The sequence below is a fragment of the Pseudoalteromonas sp. 2CM32C genome (genome assembly GCF_023161925.1).
GTDB classification, from domain to species: domain Bacteria; phylum Pseudomonadota; class Gammaproteobacteria; order Enterobacterales; family Alteromonadaceae; genus Pseudoalteromonas; species Pseudoalteromonas marina.
Window position 1 is genome coordinate 1691 of the sequence record NZ_JALNTI010000009.1, and the last position, 23778, is coordinate 25468.

Annotated in this window: 20 protein-coding genes; 11 read left to right on the forward strand and 9 right to left on the reverse strand. The window is 42.1% G+C overall.

Translation table 11 applies throughout. The features are described 5' to 3' along the window. On the forward strand, positions 1-849 hold an 849-nt coding region (locus MTF67_RS14870), incomplete at its 5' end, for a tetratricopeptide repeat protein (protein ID WP_248519958.1). 55 nt (positions 850-904) lie between these two features. Here the strand turns inward: MTF67_RS14870 and MTF67_RS14875 are convergent. Next, entirely contained in the window at positions 905-1432 is a 528-nt protein-coding gene (locus tag MTF67_RS14875) for a sugar O-acetyltransferase (protein WP_248519959.1), read from the reverse strand. Between the two features lie 154 nt (positions 1433-1586). Between MTF67_RS14875 and MTF67_RS14880 the strand changes: the two genes are divergently transcribed. From MTF67_RS14880 to MTF67_RS14900, 5 genes are all read left to right on the forward strand, one after another. Continuing rightward, a complete protein-coding gene (locus tag MTF67_RS14880; RefSeq protein ID WP_248519960.1) occupies positions 1587-2351 on the forward strand; it encodes a DeoR family transcriptional regulator in 765 nt (254 codons plus the stop codon). A 46-nt stretch (positions 2352-2397) separates the two neighbouring features. Beyond that, positions 2398-4218, forward strand: coding sequence for a glutamine--fructose-6-phosphate transaminase (isomerizing) (glmS, locus tag MTF67_RS14885; protein ID WP_121638181.1), 1821 nt, complete (start codon positions 2398-2400; stop codon positions 4216-4218). Between the two features lie 112 nt (positions 4219-4330). Then, on the forward strand, positions 4331-5521 hold the full coding sequence (locus MTF67_RS14890) for an alpha/beta hydrolase-fold protein (RefSeq protein WP_248519961.1): 1191 nt from the start codon (positions 4331-4333) through the stop codon (positions 5519-5521). Positions 5522-5669: 148 nt separating this feature from the next. Next, on the forward strand, positions 5670-6977 hold the full coding sequence (locus MTF67_RS14895) for a DEAD/DEAH box helicase (protein WP_248519962.1): 1308 nt from the start codon (positions 5670-5672) through the stop codon (positions 6975-6977). A gap of 104 nt (positions 6978-7081) precedes the next feature. Beyond that, positions 7082-7933, forward strand: coding sequence for an alpha/beta hydrolase-fold protein (locus tag MTF67_RS14900; protein WP_248519963.1), 852 nt, complete (start codon positions 7082-7084; stop codon positions 7931-7933). 168 nt (positions 7934-8101) lie between these two features. Here MTF67_RS14900 and MTF67_RS14905 read toward each other — a convergent pair whose 3' ends face one another. From MTF67_RS14905 to MTF67_RS14940, 8 genes are all read right to left on the reverse strand, one after another. Then, positions 8102-9004, reverse strand: a complete 903-nt coding sequence (locus MTF67_RS14905; protein WP_248519964.1) for a homocysteine S-methyltransferase family protein — start codon at positions 9002-9004, stop codon at positions 8102-8104. Positions 9005-9170: 166 nt separating this feature from the next. Then, positions 9171-9416: a DUF3297 family protein gene (locus MTF67_RS14910; RefSeq protein ID WP_006792550.1), complete on the reverse strand. Its 246-nt coding sequence runs from the start codon at positions 9414-9416 to the stop codon at positions 9171-9173. Between the two features lie 161 nt (positions 9417-9577). Then, positions 9578-9787, reverse strand: a complete 210-nt coding sequence (locus MTF67_RS14915) for a cold-shock protein (protein WP_006792549.1) — start codon at positions 9785-9787, stop codon at positions 9578-9580. A gap of 187 nt (positions 9788-9974) precedes the next feature. Next, positions 9975-10184: a cold-shock protein gene (locus MTF67_RS14920; protein ID WP_006792548.1), complete on the reverse strand. Its 210-nt coding sequence runs from the start codon at positions 10182-10184 to the stop codon at positions 9975-9977. A 292-nt stretch (positions 10185-10476) separates the two neighbouring features. Continuing rightward, positions 10477-11481: a YeiH family protein gene (locus MTF67_RS14925; protein ID WP_248519965.1), complete on the reverse strand. Its 1005-nt coding sequence runs from the start codon at positions 11479-11481 to the stop codon at positions 10477-10479. Further along, positions 11481-12476: a TauD/TfdA family dioxygenase gene (locus MTF67_RS14930; RefSeq protein WP_248519966.1), complete on the reverse strand. Its 996-nt coding sequence runs from the start codon at positions 12474-12476 to the stop codon at positions 11481-11483. The genes MTF67_RS14925 and MTF67_RS14930 overlap by 1 nt, the downstream gene beginning before the upstream one ends. 9 nt (positions 12477-12485) lie before the next feature. Further along, positions 12486-13448, reverse strand: a complete 963-nt coding sequence (locus MTF67_RS14935; protein ID WP_248519967.1) for an aldo/keto reductase — start codon at positions 13446-13448, stop codon at positions 12486-12488. Positions 13449-13639: 191 nt separating this feature from the next. Beyond that, positions 13640-14389 (reverse strand): GntR family transcriptional regulator, encoded by a 750-nt coding sequence (locus tag MTF67_RS14940; RefSeq protein WP_010557877.1) that lies wholly within the window; start codon positions 14387-14389, stop codon positions 13640-13642. A gap of 170 nt (positions 14390-14559) precedes the next feature. Here MTF67_RS14940 and MTF67_RS14945 point away from each other — a divergent pair, with 170 nt between their 5' ends. The 5 genes from MTF67_RS14945 (at position 14560) to MTF67_RS14965 (ending at position 23769) form a co-directional block, all read left to right on the forward strand. Further along, positions 14560-15327, forward strand: a complete 768-nt coding sequence (locus MTF67_RS14945; protein ID WP_248519968.1) for a sulfite exporter TauE/SafE family protein — start codon at positions 14560-14562, stop codon at positions 15325-15327. Positions 15328-15433: 106 nt separating this feature from the next. Next, the gene (locus MTF67_RS14950) at positions 15434-17494 is read left to right on the forward strand and encodes an alpha-xylosidase (RefSeq protein WP_248519969.1); all 2061 of its coding nucleotides are present in this window, start codon (positions 15434-15436) and stop codon (positions 17492-17494) included. An 89-nt stretch (positions 17495-17583) separates the two neighbouring features. Beyond that, complete coding sequence (locus MTF67_RS14955) at positions 17584-19323, forward strand: solute:sodium symporter family transporter (protein WP_039038161.1); 1740 nt, start codon at positions 17584-17586, stop codon at positions 19321-19323. A gap of 213 nt (positions 19324-19536) precedes the next feature. Further along, a complete protein-coding gene (locus MTF67_RS14960; RefSeq protein WP_248519970.1) occupies positions 19537-21978 on the forward strand; it encodes a TonB-dependent receptor in 2442 nt (813 codons plus the stop codon). Between the two features lie 207 nt (positions 21979-22185). Then, a complete protein-coding gene (locus tag MTF67_RS14965) occupies positions 22186-23769 on the forward strand; it encodes an alkaline phosphatase (RefSeq protein WP_248519971.1) in 1584 nt (527 codons plus the stop codon). Positions 23770-23778 lie beyond the last annotated feature (9 nt).

The window sequence follows — 23778 nt, forward strand, 5'->3', positions numbered from 1 at the left end:
AACCAAGGCGTTACTTATGGTCAGCAAGGCAAGCCTGATGACGAGCTAAACAGCTACGCAACCTTGATTGAGCAGTTCAAAGACTCATCGAATGAAGAGATTCAAATTCAAGTGGCTAAAGCAATGTGTAACCAAGGCGTTACTTATGGTCAGCAAGGCAAGCCTGATGACGAGCTAAACAGCTACGCAACCTTGATTGAGCAGTTTAAATACTCATCGAATGAAGAGATTCAAATTCAAGTGGCTAACGCGATGGGTAACCAAGGCGTTACTTATGATCAGCAAGGCGAACTTGAGGATGCATTCAACAGCTACGCAACCTTGATTGAGCAGTTCAAAGATTCATCGAATGAAGAGGTTCAAATCCAAGTGGCTAAAGCGATGTGTAACCAAGGCATTACTTATGGTCAGCAAGGCAAGTTTGATGATGCACTAAACAGCTTTATAACCTTGATTGAGCAGTTCAAAGGCTCATCGAATGAAGAAATTCAAAAAACTATAGCTAACTCAAGAGCAAATATAGCTGAACTTGCTTTGATTTATGAAACGCCAGAACAAGTCCTGACTCGTGTTGCAGAGGCTGAGAAATACTCAGATAACCCAGAGAACTTAGCTGTAATGCAGTTTATTCGTTTTTTACTTAACGATAAAACGATTGAAGAGGTTTTCACTGCCCTAACCAAAATTCCAATAGAGATGGGCTTAACGTGGAACTTTAGTGAGATTAAAGGTTACCTAATCGATAATTTTGAAGGTATAAAGCAACAACAGATTCAAGCAGTTGTGCAGTATTTTGAGCAACATACAGATATTGAGCAATTAGGGGGTGAATTAGGAATTAAAGGCTAGCTCAATATAAATTAAATATCGCCGTAAACGACGATTTAGGGCGGGCTTTAGCGTGTTAAATATCCTTGAGCTTTATCGCCGGATTGCCAGCAACCACAGTGTTTGATGCAATGCTTTTTGTTACTACCGATCCCGCACCAATAACACTATTATCGCCAATAGATACGCCTGCTAAAATAATTGCACCTGCGCCAATCCAAACGTTATTTCCTATTGAAATAGGAGCAGCAAAGTTTTCTTTATTCAGTCGCTGTGAAGGGTTAACCGCATGGGATACCGCTAGTAATTGAACATTGGGGCCTATTAAGCAGTCATCACCGATAGTAATTGCCCCCTCACTAATTGGAGCATCTAATACCGTACAGTTAATGTTTATGAAGCTACGATCACCAATCGTTATTTGATTACCATAATCGCAATGAAAACCTGATTCTATAATTACCCCTTCACCGCATTGATCGAACAGCTCTTTAATGCGTTTTAAATTACCTTTACTTGGGCTTTTATTAAAGAGTCGGCATATTTCGCCGGTTTGCTTTCGTAGGGCTAAAAGCTCTTTGTTTAAGCTATTAAATGACTGCATTTTGGTTTCTGTGTTTAGTTAAAAAGTGCTAAAGCTATTTTACCTTTATTATTACTTGTTGAAAGCTGCTTTATTTTTGCTCGTTCACTTGCCATTTAACTAGTTTCGTTTAAAATTAAATATCTTTCGAAACGAAACTTAATCTACGAGCTTTATGACTAAACGAAACACACAGCAACGCCGTCATTTAATACTTACTCAGGTAAATGAGCTAGGTGAAGTGGCTGTTGAAAAGCTCGCTGAGCAGTTTCAAACATCTGAAGTAACCATTCGAAAGGATTTAACTGCGCTTGAAAAAAGCGGCCTGTTACTGCGCCGTTATGGTGGAGCTATTGCACTGCCTAAAGAAATTGTAAGTGACGAAATAGACTCTAAACGCAAAGTAGCAATAGCTAAGGCTGCGGCAGCACTCATAAAAGATCATAACCGCATTATTATTGATAGCGGGCGCACTACGGCCGCTATGATCCCAGAGCTTGCAAATAAGCGAGGGTTAGTTGTAATGACCAACGCGATTAAAGTGGCGAGCCGTTTACTATCACTTGAAAACGAGCCAACACTTTTAATGACCGGTGGTACATGGGATCCACATTCTGAGTCGTTTCAGGGGCAAGTTGCCGAAAACGTATTATGCTCTTATGACTTCGATCAACTATTTATTGGTGCAGATGGCATAGATGTAAAGCGCGGCACGACTACCTTTAATGAGTTAGTCGGCTTAAGCCAAGTTATGGCAAAGGCCGCCCGCGAAGTAATCGTTATGGTTGAATCAGATAAGATTGGCCGAAAAATACCAAATTTAGAATTACCGTGGAAAATAGTAACCACTTTAATAACCGATACTGGCTTAGCAGATGATAAACGCAAAGCGATTGAGGCGTGTGGTGTAAAACTAATTTGTGCAGATATTATTGATTAGTAACTACAAAGTGAGTTACTAGAATTAAAAAATTAATGGAGACACTATGTGTGGAATAGTTGGGGCAGTTGCAGAACGTCCAGTAAACAAAATTTTAGTTGAAGGCCTTAAACGTCTTGAATACCGTGGTTACGACTCTGCCGGTGTAGCACTTTTAGAAGGCTCTACGCTAAATACTGTAAAAGCAGTCGGTAAAGTAGTAAACGTAGAAGCTGCACTTGAGAAAGCAGGCGTTAGCGGCCATACAGGTATTGCACACACACGCTGGGCAACACACGGAAGCGTTACAGAAGAAAACGCTCACCCGCACGTATCAAACAACCAGCTAGCACTTGTGCATAACGGTATTATTGAAAACCATGCAAGCCTACGCGCATCGCTTAAAGAAGAAGGCTACGAGTTCCTATCTGAAACAGATACCGAAGTAATGGTGCACTTAATTCATAAGCTTCGTAAGCAACACACTACGTTACTTGCTTCTGTTCAAGCAGCGGTTAAGCAATTTGAAGGTGCATTTGGTACCGTTGTATTTGATAAAGCAAACGACAACGAAATCATCGTAGCGCGCTCAGGTAGCCCGCTTGTTATAGGTTTAGGCCTTGGCGAAAACTTTATTGCGTCTGATCAGTTAGCACTATTACCTGTTACTCGTAGTTTTATATTTTTAGAAGAAGGCGATGTAGCACGTATTACCCGCGACACTGTTGAAATTTTTGATGAAAATGGTGACGCTGTAGAACGTGAGGTTGTTGAATCAAATATCACGCAAGACGCGTCAGGCAAAGGCGACTATCGCCACTACATGCTAAAAGAAATTTACGAGCAACCACTTGCGGTACGCAATACCCTTGAAGGGCGTTTAAACGACGACCGCGTAGCAATTGATGCCTTTGGCGACAGCGCTCAGCAAATATTTAAAGACGTAAAACACGTACAAATTATTGCCTGTGGTACGTCATATCATTCAGGTATGGTTGCCCGTTACTGGCTTGAGCAATTTGCAGGCGTTAGCTGTAATGTTGAGATTGCCTCTGAGTTTAGATACCGCCAATCGTATGTACACGAAAACAGCCTACTTGTGACTATTTCACAATCGGGTGAAACAGCCGATACGCTAGCTGCACTACGTTTAGCTAAAGAGCAAGGTTACATGGCATCAATGACCATTTGTAACGTGCCGGGTTCATCGCTTGTGCGCGAATCTGACCTTGCCTTTATGACTAAAGCCGGCGCTGAAATTGGTGTAGCTTCTACTAAAGCATTTACAACACAATTAGTTGGTTTGTTAATGCTTACTGCGTCTATAGCACAAGAAAAACAGCTCGATCAAAGTGCCATTGTAAATGCTATAAAAGTACTTCCTGCTAAGCTTGAAGAAACATTACTGCTTGCTGATGGCATTGCAGACCTTGCAGAAGAGTTTGCCGACAAGCATCACTCACTGTTTTTAGGTCGTGGTTCGCAATACCCAATTGCAATGGAAGGCGCGCTTAAGCTTAAAGAAATTTCGTACATTCACGCAGAAGCCTACGCAGCGGGCGAGCTAAAACATGGGCCACTTGCACTTATTGATGCTGACATGCCAATTATTGTTGTAGCACCAAACAATGAGCTATTAGAAAAGCTTAAATCAAACGTAGAAGAAGTACGCGCACGTGGCGGCATTATTTACGTATTCGCAGATAAAGATTCACACTTTGAGTCAGACGACACAATGCGTGTAATCAACGTAAACCACACTGACGACATTATTGCGCCAATTGTTTACACACTGCCATTACAGTTATTGTCGTACTATGTAGCCGTAATTAAAGGTACCGACGTTGACCAACCACGTAACTTAGCTAAATCGGTTACGGTTGAGTAAAATCAATAAGTTATTGTTTGTTAGTTAAAACTAAAAAGGCGCTCAACGCGCCTTTTTTTGTACCTCAAAGCCTGTTAGATTAAATAACCCATTATTTTCAAAAGGATTAGTAATGCGTTTATTAGCCGTTATTTGTTTTGTTAGCTTTTTTGCTTTTAGTTCACAAAGTGTCTTTGCCCAATCTGGCACTAAACAGCAAAGTGTAGATTACTCTCAGTTCATGCACTCTATTAAATCGGCTGTTTTAAACGAAGAGCGTACTGTTGTAGTCCAGCTACCAAAGAACTACCAAGCTGAGCCAAACAAAGTTTATCCGGTCATTTATCGCCTTGATGGCGCGGGTAACATACCGCTTATAAGTGCTGTGATGGAGCGCTTGCAAAATGATAATCGTGCACCAGAGGTTATTATTGTCGCTATTGAAAACACCAATCGCTTAAGGGATTTATACCCCACAGTTAATAAAGAGCCACAAGGCCCGGTAGGTGAAGGCGGTGGTGCAGCAAAGTTTTTAGCATTTATTGCGCAAGAACTTATGCCCTTAATTAATAAAAGTTATCGTACGCACAATTATAATGTGATTGCAGGGGCCTCTGCGGCAGGCGTGTTTGCACTTTATACAATGCAAGCTAACCCAGATCTTTTCCAAGCGCATATTGCCTATAGCCCAGCGGTTTGGTGGAACTATGGTGCATCGGTAAAAGCAACTAAGGCGTTTATTAATACATCAAAAGACCTAAATAACTATGTTTACATTAATATAGGCGAAGAAGCAGGCATAATGCGTGAGCGATACAATGAACTTCAGCAAGCTTTGCAATCTAATAGCTTGCCAAATTTACGCTTCTTTAGTGATGCGTTTGATGGTGTCTCGCATAACCTGACTTCGGTTGCTGGTTCATTTAATGCCTATCATAACTTATTTTTGCCTAAACAAATGCCCATAAGTGCTTTAACTGACGATGTAACCTCTATTGATACTTATTATCAAAGCTTATCTCAACAATGGGGCGAGCAGATTGCGCCATCGGATCGCGCTGTTAGATCACTCGGTTATAACTTAACGGGCAGCAAGCAATTTACCCGTGCTATTGAAGTGTTTAAGTACAATATAAAAAACCACCCAAAGTCAGTCGATGCGTTTTCAGCCTTATCTTATGGCTATGAAATGCAAGGCGATACTCGCCAAGCGCTTGAACAGATGGAGTCTGCATTAGCCATTGCAGATGACTCATATCCTTATATAAATTACTTAAAAGAAACAAAAGCTAGGTTACAGGTAGAGCTAGATAAACGTAACTAGAGTTTTTAGTTACTGTTAAATAAAAATGACGCGCAAGCGTCTTTTTATTACCTGTAGCTAAATATTATTTAAATCACTAACCTCTACTTAATAGCTGCTAAATACGCTAAAATTACAGGCTATTTTTAGCAATGAGCCCGCACCTTTTATGACCTCAGCCGCAAATCCTAGTAATTTCAACGAACTTAGCCTTATTCCAGAGCTAATTGCTCGTTTGTCTGATCTTGAATACACGCAACCTACGCCGATTCAGGCAAAAGCAATCCCAAGTATCTTGGCGGGCAGTGACTTAATTGCGGGTGCAAATACTGGCTCAGGTAAAACAGCAACGTTTGCATTACCAATGCTGCAAACCCTATTTTTAGAGCAAAGCGCTAAAAAAGCAGCGAACAAAGGTAACTTTGTCACTGGGCTTATTTTGGTACCTACCCGTGAGCTTGCAACGCAGGTGGCCGATAGCGTTAAATCGTATTCTGCTAACTTTAATGGCGCCATTAAAACGGTGGCGGTATTTGGTGGTGTGTCGGTTAATACACAAATGCAGGTTCTACGCGGCGGCGCTGATATTATTGTGGCAACACCTGGGCGCTTGCTCGATTTAATCTCAAGCAATGCGATTAAGCTCGATAAAGTAACAACCTTAGTACTTGATGAAGCCGACCGCATGCTAAGCCTTGGCTTTACCGAAGAGCTTTCTGAGTTATTAGCGTTAATGCCTGCTAAAAAACAAACAATGTTGTTTTCAGCAACCTTCCCAGAGCAAGTCACACAATTAACGCAAGAGCTGTTAACCAACCCAGTTGAAATACAAGTTCAAAGTAAAGACGAAAGCACGCTTGTACAGCGCGTATTTACGGTTAATAAAGGCGAAAAAACCACGGTTTTAGCGCATTTAATTAAAGAGCATAAATGGCGCCAAGCACTTATTTTTGTAAACGCTAAAAAAGACTGTGAGCACTTAGCGGGCAAGCTTGAAAAGCGTGGTATTAACGCACAAGTATTTCATGGTGATAAAGGCCAAAGTGAGCGTACTCGCGTAATTGAAAAATTTAAAGCCGGTGAAATAGAAGTACTTATTGCTACCGATATTGCAGCCCGTGGTTTAGATATTGCCAAACTGCCCGTTGTTATTAACTTTAACTTACCGCGTAGCCCCGCCGATTACATGCACCGTATTGGCCGAAGCGGCCGTGCTGGCGAAGTTGGCTTAGCGTTATCGTTGATTGATTATGAAGACTTTCATCACTTTAGAATAATCGAAAAGAAAAACAAACTTCGCTTAGAGCGTGAAGAAGTAACGGGTTTTGCAGTTAACCAAGCAAACCTTGATGCAGCTGATGCGCTTAAAAACGACAAGCCAATGGCAAAACCAGAAGGCACAGGTAAGAAAAAGAAGAAAAACAAAGTTAACTCAGAAGATGATGCATGGAGTGGTTGGCGAAACCGTTCTAAGTAAGGTTTTATAGTCACTTTATATTAGGCAGCTACCTTTATGAGGCGCTGCCTTCTTTACTGTTTGGGCAAATATAAGTGTAGCTGTAGTTTATAAAGGGAAATTAAGTGAATTTACCAACCAAATGGTTATTACTGCTTTGTGTATTAACTTGTTTTAAATTAAGTGCAAATACGCCTTACGAAATTCCTAGAAGTAGCGTTATTCAGCTAACAGAACCTTCTAGTAAGCGTGTTTACCCTGTTTTTATTCAACTCCCTAAGTCATATAAAAATAAACCAAATAAAACATACCCAGTTATTTATTTAACCGATGCGCCGTATACCTTTCCTATAGTGGCAGGGGCTACACGGTTTCCTATGAATAGCGGCAAAATGCAGCAGGCAATTATTGTTGCCATTGGTTATGAAAAAGGGTCTATTGGATCAGCTAGTCGAATTAGAGACTACACACCTACCTTTGCAAAGGATTGGAAAAAACAAACAGGTAATGCGCAAGGGCACATTAAGTTTATTAAAAACACCGTGTTCCCTTATATTGAGCAAAACTACCGAGCAAGTCACACACAAAAAACCTACATAGGTAACTCGCTAGGCGGCTTATTTGGTGCCACTGTTTTATTTACGATGCCCGATTTATTTAGCCATTATATTATTGGTAGCCCGTCTGTTTGGTTTGATAGCAACGCAATCTTAGCGCTACAAGCAAATAAACCTAAAGTGCCTACAAAGGTTTATATATCGGTGGGAGCAAAGGAAACCCCTGCTTTTGGTGAAGGGCAAAATATGGTTGAGGGTACCAAGCTATTGGTACAAAAAATTAATGCACTTAACAGTAACAACATACAATTAAAAAGTATTGTTATTGAAGGAGCGAGCCATGCAACGGCATTTCCTACTACTGCAATACAAGGGCTTGATTGGGTGCTGGGAATAACACCGAACGACTCAAATATTTAATCATTCTAGCGTGCTAAATAGAGCGCTAACAGCGTTATGAATTTCTCATGTAGAACAACTGCATGTCGATATTTATGCCTTGTTATCACGCTATTTATCTGTCGCTATAAATGCTTAATAACTTAACACGATTGGTGCAGCCAATAAGCCCTAAAGGGCACTAAAAGCTTAAGCGCTTTCAAGTTCCTGTTTCCAGTTTACCAGCACTTCAATAAACTCTGGGCCTATACCACAGCAACCCCCAATAATAGTTGCACCCAGAGCGTGCCACTTTTTTGCAAAGCCTAGGTATTCTGAAGGTGAAATATCACGATACGCTTGCGATCCTTGATTGGCTTGATAGTCGTGGGCAATAGGCGTAAAACCGTTTGCAAAGGCGCCCAAAGCCATGGTTTTATTAAGCTTCGACAATACCTTATTAGTATCTATTAAGGCTTGTTCTATTACTTCGGGGATCGAGCAATTAAATAAAATACCTGCAATATTGTGATCAAGCAGTTCGGTTACGGCGTCAGTTACCAATTCGCCTGAGCGCAGGGTTGCTAGTTCGCTAACTTCATCATTTAAGGTAAATGCGTAATAGCATGGTTTGTTTGAATTTTTAAGTACGCTTGCCATTACTTGTGCTTCTTCAATGCTAGAAATAGTTTCGCCAATCCATAAATCTACATACTCGTTTTGTGCTTCGTAAAGTGTATTTAAAATAGTAAAACCACGCTTACGTTCAAATAGCTCCGGGCGGTAAGAGCCAAATACCGGAGGAAGCGAACCTGCTACCAGTATATTTTTATTTGCACTTTGAGCCGCTTTTTTTGCAATGATCGCAGCTTGGTTAGCAAGCTCGGCACCCTGTGCATCATAAAGCGCTTCGCCTAAATGAAACGGTACACAGGCGTAACTATTTACAGTAATTACTTCAGCGCCAGCATCTATAAACCCAGAGTGTGCTTGAGTAACAAAGTGTGGCGCTTCTATAAGTGCCTGCGCACTCCAAAGAGGTTGCGTAAACGGAGCGCCAATGCGTTTAAGTTCGCGGCCCATGCCACCATCTAAAATAATTACTTTTTTCATAATAAGCTTCCGCTGTTCTATACAATATGACGTCATTCAAGCATGTTTTGCTTAAAAATATAGTGAAACTTCATCAGGTTTAACATGAAAATAGCTCAATACTTTTTAATCGGCACAAAAAAAGCGACTGCCTAGAGGAGTCGCTTACTTTTAAATAAGGTTTAGCTTATTTGTAAAACGCTTCTACCTTGCCTTTTACTTTCATAAGCAATGGCTGACCGCGGCGATCTAACGCTTTAGGTGCTGCTACTTTAATCCAACCTTCGCTAATGCTGTATTCTTCAACGTCAAAACGTTCTTTGCCATTTAGTGTAATACCAATTTCATGTTCAAACACTTCTTCTACATAAAATTTGCTGCGTGGATTAATAGAAAGTTGATCTGGTAATTCAGGTTTGTTTGTATCAGTCATAATAGGGATCTGTATAGAATATATTGTGCGCTATTGTAGGCAATACAGGAGTTATGCTCAAGCAAGACTGAAATAAATGTTTGAAGGGGTTTTACTAATACTTATAAGAGGTAATTAAGGGGGTAATAAATGCGTTAAAAAACGCATTTATTTAAAACATGTTAAATGCTAACAATGTTTTCAGCTTGTGGGCCTTTTTGACCTTGAGTAACAGTAAACTGTACACGTTGGCCTTCAGCAAGGGTTTTAAAACCGTCGCCAGAGATTGCGCTGAAATGTGCAAACACATCAGGGCCAGACTCTTGCTCGATAAAACCAAAACCTTTTGCTTCGTTAAACCATTTTACTGAACCAGTAGTTGTAGTAGACATAATATGTATCCTAAAAAATTAATATAAGTGTGCCTGAAAAGAGGCGATTGAGCCGGAAAAAATAGTTAACTTGAGGATAACGCGCAGGATTATTACTAAAACAACGGGGTACTAACAAATAAAACAAAACTTCTTTCAAACTAGTATTCAAAATGGGTTATTGCTAACCCATTTAATTGTTTAGCAATTAAATGCTAACAATGTTCTCAGCCTGTGGGCCTTTTTGACCTTGAGTAACAGTAAACTGTACACGTTGGCCTTCAGCAAGGGTTTTAAAACCGTCGCCAGAGATTGCGCTGAAATGTGCAAACACATCAGGGCCAGACTCTTGCTCGATAAAACCAAAACCTTTTGCTTCATTAAAAAATTTAACTGTACCAGTTGTTGTATTAGACATAATAGATCCTAAAAATAAATAAAAGTGTGCCCTAAATAGGCAATTTAACAGGAAGAAAACGTGCATTTAACTGAGGATAACGCGAAGGATTATTACTAATATCAACGAGGTACTTACAAATAAACTGGGTTTTCATCAACCCGATGCCGAGCAGGATAACAGCATGTTTGATAATACACCAAGCTTTATTGTCATTTTATTTTTTAGCCTTAGAAAGAATTAAATTAAAAAGCCGTGTTTAACATGGTGTATATTGATCTTAAAATTTACGGCTTAAACCTTTTTTATTCAGTTAGTTAAAGAATATAAAGCACAGTATTAATAACGCTATCCACACAGTTTCAGCCACAATTAAAATAATGGGTTTTATGCCCACTTCAGTAAGCTTTCCCAAGTTAGTTTTCATGCCAATGGCGGCAATAGCTGTAATTAAAAAGAACTTTGACAGTTCATTAGTGCTTTCGAGTAATACGCTTGGCAGCGAAAAACAGCTGTTAATTACCATTAAAATAACAAAACCAATTAAAAAGCCAGGTACCTTAGGTAAGTCGCTTTTATTGCTTTGATTGGAGCGATTAATTATAACCATCATTATAAGTACAACAGGCAGTAACATAGCTACACGTACAAGTTTAGTGAGTGTGGCAATGTCGCCGGTTTCTGGCGATACGGAATAGCCCGCGCCCACAACTTGGGCTACATCATGTATGGTACCACCTAAAAATACCCCTGCGTTATGGGCATCAAATTCTAGGTAATTAACAATGATTGGATAGAGAATCATAGCAATGGTCGACATAGCTGTTACGCCAATAACGGTAAGTAACGTATCGCGCTCTTTGTGTTCGCTGTTAGGCATAATAGACGAAATAGCCAATGCTGCCGATGCACCGCAAATAGCCACAGACCCGCCAGTTAAAGCTCCGAAGCGCTTTTGTAAGCCAAATACGCGCGCAAGTATTACCCCTAAAATAATGGTGGTGAATATAGCACCAGCAAGCATAAGTGCAGTTTGCCAGCCCAGTGTAATTAAGTCGCCTAAAGCAATACGTGTACCCAAAAGTACAATGCCGACTCGCAAAATAGTGGAGCCGGTGAAGTCGATCCCTTTTGCGCAAGGGCTGTCACTTTGATACAAAAACGATACCGCCATACCGAGCAATAAAGCAAATAACATAGCGGGTGCGCCGTAATGTTCACTTAAAAATAAGGCTGCAAGCCCAGTCATTGCTGCAATACTTGCACCTTGCCAAAGTGGCGATACATACGCTTTTAATGCATTACTTACTCGCCGCATTAGGCGTTAGCTGCGGTTAATGCAACAAGTACTTGGCGTTTTCGCTCACCAGTAAATGGACGACGCCCGTGCATAGCCATTTCGTTATCAACCAGTGCTACATCGCCATCTTGCCAGGCTAAATCAAAGGTAAACTCTTTTGAAAGCTCAACAATTTTATCAAGTCCCGCTTTAGGAATAGCACTGCCATCGCCAAAAGTAATGGCAACCGATGGGTTTTCTCGTACGCCCTTCCAACCCATGTAAGCGGCAATAAGCTGGTTGTAAAAAACTTGTACGCCGTTTTCAAGGGTAACTACCGCAGGTAAAACCGGGGTAATTGCTTTTAAAGAGCCATCTTCTAGCCACTCCCACTCATAACCTAGCTCGGTAAGTTTACTGTGCGCTTCATCTTTATTTTGTACGCTGAGCGTGCTTTTCCAACTGCGGCCTTGGCCCGATGTTGCATCGTCGGCTGCAGGCATGTAAGTGGTGTACTTTAAGCCTTTTTGTTCAAAGTCATCGGCTAATTGGCTATCAAATTGCTTTAAAGCGCTAAATAATTTATCTGAGCGGCAAAGCGGTGTTGCGCCGCCTTCCTCCGCTGCCGATTTACAAAAAAAGAATAATTTACTTGGCGAAATAGGCGTTTGAGCCATTTCGTGGTGTAAGTAAATTTCTACATCTTTTGGCGCTTCGTTAGCGGTAAATACACGCTCGGTAAAGTTAATACGTACCGCGTTAGATAGCGACTCTTGGTAAGTAAAATTATCGTAATCAAACCCTGCTGAAAACGTATCAAAGGTTTCAGCGCTATTAATCGGAAAACCACGAAACAGTACAGCACCAGCGCTGCGCAGTTTGGTTTCTAGTTCGGATTTATTTGCTCGAATGAAAGCCACCGCCTCTTCAACGGTGCTGGCGTTATTATTATTAACCACAATGCACGGAAAAACCGAGTCATCGAAGGTTAATTGAGTAGGCACTGCGGCGTAGTTAAGTTCGGTAGCTGACATTGTATTTTCCTAATCGTAAATAGGGTGAAAACGGTTAAACGCTGCTTCACAAAAGTGACCAGGGTCGTTAAAGCGGCGGTTAATATTAAGTGCAGAAATATCGGCCATTTCTTGCTCATTGAGTTCAAAATCAAACAGCGATAGATTTTCTGTCATGCGTTCAAGTTTTGATGTTTTAGGGATGATGGCTGTTCCGCGTTGCACGCCCCAGCGCAGCACAACTTGTGCTGGTGTTTTACCATGGTTTTGCGCCGCAGCTTTCACTACGCTTTGCTCAAGCACAGACTCTGTTTGATCGGCCATTTCAAGCTCTAGGTACGAAAGCGCGCCCAGTGGAGAAAATGCAGTAACTGGAATGTCGTATTGTTTTGCCAACCTTATAAGGCGCTCTTGCGTTAAATAAGGGTGCGATTCAATTTGCAGCATAGCGGGTTTAACGGTGGCGTAGGTCATTAAATCGTGGAGTAATGCGCTTGAGTAATTACATACACCAATGCGTTTTGCTTTGTTGTTATGTACTTGCTCTTCCATTGCTTGCCACGTTAAATGTAGTGGTACTTTTGCCAACTCCATGTGTGGGCTTTGGGCATTTGGGTCTACAAACCACTCTGGCGGGTAGCGTGTCTCGATTGGTACAAAGGTTTGCGCAATCGGAAAGTGAATTAAGTATAGATCGAGGTAGTCGAGCTTTAAATCGCTGAGTGTTTTATCAATCGCAAGCTCTACATGCTCGGGCGCATGAAAGGTATTCCAAAGTTTTGACGTTATCCATAGCTCTTCTCGGGTGCACAGGCCGTCGTTAATTGCTTGGGCTATGCCATCGCCAACCTGTTCTTCATTACCGTAGTCTGCGGCACAATCAAGATGGCGGTAACCCGCTTTAATGGCTTGATACACCGTTTGCGCGCAATCTTCTTGTGCTACTTTCCATAAACCGAACCCGACTGGCGGGATGTTATTTAATGAACTCATTGGGAATTCCTGTTAAAATTGCATAATGACTTTGGTCTTGTATAAGACATAAGTTATTATACGAATCTAACAGTGTCAACACTGTGCGCACAGCTAGGTGTTAAAACAGCGAATTAAAAAAGCTGCAGATAGCAAAAAGGCAGCGATTGCTGCCTTTAAAAAATTTTTATTTGTGAGTGGTTTTACATCTGTTAATCAAGCTCAATTTGGTAATGGTAATGATCGCTTCGACACTTGCTTTGGCGGTATTCAATACGTTTACCTTCAATTGATTCGGTAATGCGTGACACTAATAACAGTGGATCGCCAGTTTTAATTGCAAGCATTTTTGCATCAGTTTCGTCGGCTAATACCGCTTTTATGCTGTCTTGGGTTTTGTGCACGGTTTGATTAAATTTGGTTTGGTAGTAGTGGTACAATGTATGCGGAATATCACTACTTTGATGTATATCAGGAAAGTAGCTTTGTGGCAGGTATATAGTTTCGCTCATACAAAATTCGTTATCAAGAATACGCCTACGCACAAGCTTAGTTACTTTGTCTTTTTTATTAAGTTGTAAGGCATCGATAACATCGTGTGGTGCGGGGCATAGCTCAACCGATAACAGCTCTGCTTTGGGTAAGTCTGCACCTTTACCATCGGCCTGAAGCGGGAAAAATCTAAACAGTGCGTCTTGTGCGGTATGCTCAGATACAAACGTACCTACACCTTGTCGGCGAGTGACTATTTTATCGTCGGTTAGTAAGTTAAGGGCTTTACGAACAGTGCCTTGGCTTACATTAAATTCTTCAGCAAGGCGAAACTCGCTAGGTAATGCTTCGCCAGGTACCCAGCGTCTTTCAACAATGAGCTGTTTAATATAATCAGCCACTTGTAAGTAAAGTGGTTGAAAAGCCAAGCTTGGGCCACTTAATTTGTGATCAAACATAGAGTTACTCATTGTTATTTACCGTTAAATTCAATCCACCTGTAGTTATAACATAAGTGGTACTTTTTGCGCATTTTTGCGTGCTATCAGTTAATTGTGAGCTATTGTATTACAGCTTGTTTTTACATTATGCCTAAAAACAAATCGTTACACTACAATAGCGCACCCCAAGGAAATTTAAAGTGTTCAGTATTTCATTCGAACTTATATTAGTTATGGCGCTTTGCTTAAGTGCAGCCACACTATTGCAAACACTCAGTGGGTTTGGTTTTGGGCTTTTAGTGGTAGCCAGTTTTACGCTATTAGATGTATTGCCATTAACGGCAACCACGTTTTTAGTCAGTTTGTTAGGGCTTGTTAACTCAACCACTGTGGTTGTTAAAAACCGCAATGCAGTAAAAATCCCCGAGCTAAAACTCATGCTGTATACGGGCATTCCGCTAATGTTGCTAGGGTTTGTTTTACTTGAATATATGTCGGCGCATTTAACTCAGTTTTTAAATTTTATATTGGGCATTAGCATTTTATTGTGCTGCGCTTTAATGCTAGTAAAACGAAAGCGAACCGACAGGCAAAGTCGTCCTCGGTCCTTTTTAATTGCAGGCGGGGTAAGTGGTTTACTGGGCGGTTTGTTTTCAACGTCGGGACCGCCGCTGGTGTTTCAGTGCTATAAACAAGCTTGGTCTATTGAAGCAATTCGTAGTACGTTACTTGCAGTGTTTACCATTGGTGGCATAGTGCGGGTGGGTATTGCTTTATTTGGCACCTTGCCCGATCTCGATATTATGTTTTTAATTGCGGCTGCAATTCCTTTAGTATTACTTGTGACTCATTTTTCAAGACGCTTAACCCCATACGTAGATGCAAAATGGATACGCATTATTGCCATCACGCTACTGGGTGTAAGTGGTGTATCGCTGGTGGTTACCTCGGCGCCTACCCTAGTTTAAAGCGAGTGCTGTTAATTAATTAAAGTTAAGTTTATTTACATTGACATAGGGATCACAATTATTTAACTTGTGTCTTATACAAGACTATAGTTGGTAAGGAACTCCCATGAATGCATTTGAATTACGTGAGCCAGACTGGAACGCAATAGAACCAGCGCGCTTAATTGCAGAGCCTAAATTGCAAGGCCATGTGCTAGTTTTACCGACTCAATTTGGTGAGGTCAGCGTTACCATAAGCGAGTTTGGTTTACGTTTAAATGCAGGCATAACGCAAGACCACGCGTTTAATATACTCAACGCAACGCCAACTAATTTACCGCTATTACTTAATACATTGGGCCAAGGCTTTGCAGCAACAGCCGGTGAGTACCGTTTAGAATTTTACAGCGACCCATTTCATTTTAAGCTTTATAAAAACGACAAATTAGTACAGCAATCAGCAACCGATGGCCACTTTGTACGCCAGCATCGTTTACCGCCACTGGCTAAAACTGATCACGGCTGGATTTTAAGCCTGGAACTTAATTACGACGAAGCCGTATATGGCCTTGGTGAAAAATGGGGCAAGCTTGATAAACGCGGCCAACTTATTCGCTCATACAATCATGATGCATTGGGCGTAAATGCCGAAAAATCTTATAAAAATACGCCATACGCATGGAGCCCTGAGGGCTGGAACTTATTTGTACACACGCCAGCGCCCGTTACCCATGGCGTAGGTTACGCACTTTGGTCGCAACGTGCTTACGTGTGTTTAGTTGAAGATGACGCACTTGATGTATTTTTATACCAAGAGCAAACGCCTGCGCAAAGTATTAATCGCTACTGCGAGCTAACTGGTTTTGCACCGGTACCACCGCAGTGGAGCTTTGGCGTTATTTTATCAAAAGCGTACTACAAAAATGCTGATGAGCTATTAAGTGTTGCCCGCGAAGTACGTGCTAAAAATATGCCGTGTGATGTCATTACCCTTGATGGCCGAGCATGGCAAGACACCGACACCCGCTTTGCTTTTGAATGGGACCCAACACGTTACGCCGACCCAAAACCTGTGCTTGATGAACTAAAAGCCATGGATTTTAAAATTTGTGTGTGGGAATACCCGATGATCTCGGTAAACAACCCATTATTTGCTAAAGCGGCCGAGAACGGCTGGCTAATAAAAGATAAACGCACAGGTAAAGCGTATCAATACGAGTGGGATTTAAGCCCCTTTGGCGAAGTGCTTACGCCATTGCCAGAGTCGGGTATTTTAGATTTTACACACCCCGATGCTTACGAATACTGGCTCGAATCGCACAAGCCATTGTTTGAGCTTGGCGTTGATATGATAAAAGCAGACTTTGGCGAACAGCTAGAAGACGAAAACATGGTATCGCATAGTGGCGACAGCGGCATTAGACTGCATAATGTTTATAGCATGCTGTACAACCGCTGCGTTTATGAAGCTGCCGAAAAGTACTGTAAAACAGGCCCCTTTTTGTTTAGCCGCTCAGCGTGGACGGGTAGCCAACGTTTCCCTGCTCAGTGGGGCGGCGATCCACAAGCCGATTGGCAAGGCTTAGCAGCAAGTATTCGCGGCAGCTTAGCGTGGGGCATGTCGGGCGGGCCATTTTTTGCAACCGATATTGGTGGTTTTTATAAAGATACGCGCGATGCAGAGCTTTATGTACGCTGGGCGCAAGCGTCGGTATTTAGTGCGCACATGCGTTTACATGGCATTGGCCCACGCGAACCGTGGTCTTACACCGAGCAAGCAAGTGACGCGGTATTTGCAGCGCTTAAATTGCGTTATCAGTTAATTCCATATTTACAAACATGTGCAGAGCAAGCGCAGCAAACAGGGCTGCCTATTCAGCGCGCTATGGCACTGGCATTTCCTGATGATGTATTAGCACATAGTTTTGATCAGCAATTTATGTGCGGCGAAAAACTCCTTGTTGTGCCATGCGTTGTACCAAACGGTAAAGTGAAGTTTTACTTACCGCAAGGGGAATGGTTGAGCTTTCCTGATAGGCAGGCATACCAAGGCGGAAAGTATTACGAAGACACGCTTGAGCTTACACAAATGGCCGTGTTCGTTCGTAAAGGCGATACGCTATTGCTAGGCCCAGATGTTCAACACACAGAGCAAGACATGAGCCAGTTAACTGCGTGGCCAAATTAAAAACTCGTTTTAAAACACACACAACACACATAATAATAAAGATATTAGCTTACTTTTTAACGAGTTAAGTAAGCTTAAAGGAACACAGTATGGAAGGTATGAACATTACCATGACACTGCTATCGTGCTTGGCGTTTATGGCGCTGGTGGGATATATCTCGTACCAAAAAACCAAAGGGGAAGTTAACACCCAAGACGGTTACTTTTTAGCGGGCCGTGGTTTAACAGGTACATTTATAGCAGGGTCGATGATCCTCACTAATTTATCGGCCGAGCAACTTATTGGCCTTAATGGCTCAGCGTATGGTTACAACCTTAGTTCAATGGCATGGGAAGTAACCGCAGGTATTTCTACCATTATTATGGCGCTGATCTTTTTACCGCGCTATTTAGCTGGGGCATTTTCTACCTTACCCGAGTTTTTACGAGATCGTTTTGACGATACCGTACGCCGCATGACCGTGATCTTATTCATGGTCGGATACTGCTTTATTACTATTCCTTCGGTTTTGTACTCAGGATCAATCGCCGTGCTTAGGCTATTTGATGTACCCGCCTTATTAGACATGAGTTATCAAGCAAGCCTTATTGTTACCATTATTATTGTCGGCTCCGTGGGCGCTATATACGCGGTATTCGGCGGTTTAAAGGCGGTTGCCGTATCCGATACTATTAACGGTGTTGGGTTACTTATTATTGGTATTTTAGTGCCAACGCTTGGGCTTATTGCGCTTGGCGATGGCAGCTTTGCTGATGGTTTAAGTACTTTAGTAAATACCGATACCGAAAAGCTTAATGCTATTGGTAGCGAGGATGATCCCGTGCCATTTGGCACTATTTTCACCGGTATGATCCTCGCTAATTTATTTTATTGGGGTACAAATCAGTACGTGATCCAGCGCACATTAGGTGCTAAAAATTTAGTTGAAGGGCAAAAAGGAGTGTTGTTTTCAGGGTACTTTAAAGTACTAGTCCCCTTTATGATGATGATCCCAGGGGTTATTGCGTACCATCTTTATAAGCACGAAAGCCTACAAACTATTGATTTAGCCTACCCACACTTAGTGAAAGATGTACTTCCTCAGTACTTATCAGGTTTCTTTTTAGCGGTGCTACTAGGTGCGGTATTTAGCTCGTTTAATTCATTACTAAATAGCGCCGCAACGCTGTTTTGTTTAGATGTTTATAAACCCATGAAAAAAGACAAAGTAAGCGACGAAAAGCTCATTAAAGTGGCCAAAATAACCAGTATTGTTATTGCTGTTTTGTCGTTTATAACCGCGCCATTACTCATGTTTGCGCCAGAAGGTTTATGGCACATTATTCGTGTATTTACCGGTTTTTATAACATTCCGGTCATCACAATTGTGTTAGTGGGTTTATTTACTCGTAAAGTGCCTGCATTGGGCGCTAAAGTGGCGATTATTTTTCATGTTATTGCCTACACGCTACTTAAATTTGTGTGGGATGTTGATATTAACTTTATCCATATTTACGCCATTTTATTCTTTATTGAATTGGCAATAATGCTAGGAATTGGTTACTACAAGCCACTTGCAAAACCGTGGCAATTTACCCGCAAAGCCGAAGTAAACTTAAGCCCTTGGAAGTACGCACTGCCGTGCGCCATTGTATTGGTTAGCTTAATAGTGAGCTTATATATTGTATTTTCTCCTTTAGGCCTAGTTGGCGGTACCAGTGTTTATTTTGTGCCTAGCCTAATTACTGTTTGGACATTAGCTGCATTGTTTAGCTGGTGGAGCGTGCGTCGTTGGCATGTGCGATACGAAAACAGCCTCGCCCATATAGGTGTCACAAAGGCCGCATAAACACAGGTTATAACCACTATACGTGATTTTAAATCACATTTTATTCACATAATGTTTGCATTACGAAGTTTGATTGTTTAAATTTGTAGCTCTTATATAAGATATAAGAGCTGGTAAGGAAAATACTTAATACACACTGTCACCGTAATTTAGCAAGCCACACAATTGCTAGCGCGGTACCACACAGCACACACGCACAATATGGAGAATGACATGAGAGCTAAAAAGTCTATCTTAAGCTTGGCTGTCTCGTTAGCAATGACAACTGGTTTAGCTGTTAGCGCGCAAGTTAATGCTGCGCAAGAACAAGTAAATCAAACGCAAGCGGAACAAGAACAGCAAAATAATAAAAACGATTCATTTGAAAAAATAGTGGTGACATCGCAAAAGCGCACACAAAGCTTAAACGAAGTGCCGGTTGCCGTATCGGTGCTAAATAGCGATCAAATTAATTCAGCGTTTGCTAATAATATGGAAGGTTTGCAATCGCTTGTGCCGTCTGTGAGCTTTAGAAAAGGCACCACAACCCGTAACTCGGCGCTCACCGTGCGTGGTATTGGTACAATTTCATTTAGTATTGCTGCCGAGCCAAGTGTGGCAACGGTTGTTGATGGCGTAGTACTTGGCCGCTCTGGTCAAGCTTTTGCTGATTTATATGATGTAGACCGTATTGAGGTACTGCGCGGCCCACAAGGCACACTCTTTGGTAAAAATGCCTCGGCTGGTGTGGTAAATATCACAACAAAAGATCCGTCTTACGACACTACTGGCAGTATAGAAACCTCGTTTTATCAAGACAACGAATATCGCTTTAAAGGCGTTGTAAGTGGCGGCCTAAGCGACGACTTAGCAGCAAGCTTAACCGTATTTAAAGGTAAGTTTGATGGTTACATAGATAACGTATATAACAACGAAAAAGTAAACGGCTACGATCGTGAAGGTGCGCGTGCTGTATTTAAATACGAACCAACCGACGACCTAAACGTTAAATTTATTGCAGAATACTACAACGCCGATGACGACTGTTGTGCCGATTTAGAAGCCCTACCAAGTGGCCGTAATCCTGATTCAAAAGCGGCGCCAAACAGTAACGGTATTGTTGATGGTGTTGCTGACATAGACCTAGATCAACGTAAAGTTGACCACGACTATGAGTCGCGCACAATAGATAAACACAGCGCGTTTTCAGTACAAGTTGATAAAACCATTGGCGACCACACGTATACATCAATTACTGCACAGCGCTCGTGGGATAACACCGAGTTTCGTGAAGGTGATTTTACCTCTATTGCCGGCGACAGCAATCAACCCGTATTTGGTGTGCCATTTCAGTTACATGATATTGGTGAGCAGCAATGGGATCAGTTTTCACAAGAGTTTCGTGTAACGTCTAACCTAAGTGGGGCATTTAACTACGTGGCTGGTTTATTTTACTGGAACATGGACTCACAACGTAACTTTACTCGCGATGCCAGTTGCCAAAATAACGCAGGCCAGTTAGATAGCGCCATGGCGTTTTACGCGCAAAATAACTTGTCGGGTGCAGAACTAGACGCAGCGCTTGCTGACTTAGATGGTTACGCACAGGGCTTAGGCGTTAGCTGTAATGCGAACGACATTGTGTCGGCTACTGCATACATGAGTACAGAGTTTAATAACTGGGCAGCCTTTGCCGATGGTACTTATGAGTTATCTGACGATTTAACCATGCTATTTGGCCTGCGTTATACCGATGACGAAGTATCGTACACGCACCGCCGTGTCAGCAATGATGTATATGGCCGTCGTGGTGTAGGTGTACGCCCTGCAACATTAAATACTGACGAGCAGGGTAAAGCTGAAGAAACTAACGTATCGGGCCGTTTAGGTATGCAATACGATTTAGGCGATGGCCAAATGGTATACGGTACTTACTCGCAAGGTTACAAAGGGCCTGGCTTCAATATTTACTACAACTTTAACCCTGACAACGACGGCCGTGAAATAGCGCCGGAAGAGTCTGACGCGTTTGAACTTGGCTATAAGTATGCAAGCAGCGACTTTGTGTTTAACTTTGCAGTATTTAAAACCGAAATTGAAGGCTTCCAAGCAAACAACTTTGATTGTTCAGACGGCACCTGTATTACTCGCTTAACAAACGCAGGCGACGTAAGTACACAAGGTGCAGAAGTTGACTTTATGTGGGCCGCAACCGATGCACTTACGCTAACCGGTGGTATTGCTTATATTAAAGCCGAAATTGATGAATTTAATTGTCCGCCAGAAGTGGCCGCAGGCTCGTGTACTGACCGCTCAGGGCTAGATGTTCCATTTTCGCCAGACTTAAAGTACTCATTAAGTGCTGACTACTTTATTGAAACCGAACACGGCTTTAATGTGCACGTAAATGGCTCGTACATATACACTGACGAGCAATACTCTGACCTACCTAATAATGTAGGCGAGTTTAACCCAGCAGCCTTATTACCAGATTACGGTATTTTAAATGCAAGCGTAGGTTTATCGTTTAAAGACGATGCCTTTAGAGTATCACTTATTGCTAAAAACCTAACAGACGAAAGCTATGCAACAACCTACAGTGGCGATAATTTCCGTTACCAAATACCGCGTGATGCAGAGCGCTACTTTGGGGTGTCGTTTAAGGCGCGCTTTTAATAGTTAAAAAATTTTCCCTTGTATAACAACAAGCGCAGCGTTAAACCGCTGCGCTTTTTTGTGTCTTATTTTTGTAAATCTTTGGTCACTTTTTCTTCATTAAAACGTCCTTTATTAGTCATATGTATTTTCTATAGTGCAGCGGTTACTTATTTGAGGTTTTAGCTTCAAGCAAAAATAACCACTACATAATGGGAATAATAAAGGATGAAAATTAAAAAAGTCGCTGCGGCGGTTGGGCTAACATTTATGTTAAGCGCTGCAAGTCATGCCAATGTATTACCACAAAGCCAAACAGACAATAACTGGTATACAAACGCACAAACTACGTTAGCTACTAAAAATACTCAGGCACAAAGTGCGCAAGTTACAAAAGCAAAAAACGTAATTTTATTTGTGGGTGACGGCATGGGTATTTCTACCCTAACGGCAGCACGTATTTTAAAAGGCCAACGAGCAGGCAACCCAGGTGAAGAAGGCTATTTAAGCTTTGAAGAGTTCCCGTATTCTGCGCAAGTTAAAACGTATAACGTAGATGCGCAAACGCCGGATTCTGCAGGCACAATGACTGCAATGATCTCAGGTGTTAAAACTGATGTAGGTGTAATTGGTGTAGACGAAGACATTGAGCGCGGTGTGTGTTCAACTTTATCGGGTAACGAGCTTTTAACAGCCACAGAGCTTGCCGAGATTAAAGGCCTAGCAACCGGTGTTATTTCAACAGCGCGTATTACCCATGCAACGCCAGCGGCCACGTATGCTAAATCGGCAGACCGTAACTGGGAAGATATTTCAGATATGCCAGAAGGGTCAGAAGCCTGTGAAGATATTGCATCTCAACTGGTTAACTTTGAAAAAAACCTCGAAGCGCGCTTTTTAGGTACCGACGTGGACGGCCTTGATTTTGTAATGGGCGGCGGTCGTCGTCACTTTTTACCAAAAGATGCAGCGGCTAATTCAAGCGATGCAACAAGCGCCGTTGAAGGCGATCGTACCGATGAGCGTAACCTTGTCACAGAGTGGCAAACACAATATCCAAATGCAACGTACGTCATGGATCAAGCTGGGTTTGATGCTATTGCCGATGACGCTACGAAAGTATTTGGCTTATTTAACGAATCGCACATGCAATACGAAGCTGACCGAGCAAACGACGTAGCAGGCGAGCCGTCACTTAGTGAAATGACCACAAAAGCAATCGACGTGCTGGGTAAAAACGACAATGGCTTTTTCTTAACGGTTGAGTCGGGCCGTATTGACCATGCGCACCACGCAGGCAATGCTTACAACGCACTTAACGACACCATTGAATTTGCCAATGCAGTTCAAGCAGCAATCGATAATACCAACCCAGAAGAAACCCTTATTTTAGTGACTGCCGATCACAGCCACGTATTTACTATTGCTGGTTACCCTAAGCGCGGTAACCCAATTTTAGGCCAAGTAGTGGCCGTAGGCCAAACAGCGCCAAGCCTTGCTGCCGATGACATGCCATACACTACAGTAGGTTATGCAAATGGTTTAGGTTTTAGAGACCTAGGTGATGAAACAAACGCTGATGCAACCTACTTAAGCGGCCCAGTAGCTGGGCGCGTTGAGTTAAATGGTGTTGATACAACAACCCCAGGTTTTCACCAAGAAACAACCGTGCCACTCGGTTCTGAAACACATGCCGGTGAAGATATTTCACTGCATGCTAAAGGCCCAGGTGCACAACTTGCTCAAGGTGTTATTGAGCAAAACGTTGTATTTCATCTAATTAACCAAGCTCTTGAATTAACTCAGCAATAATGGCGGCGA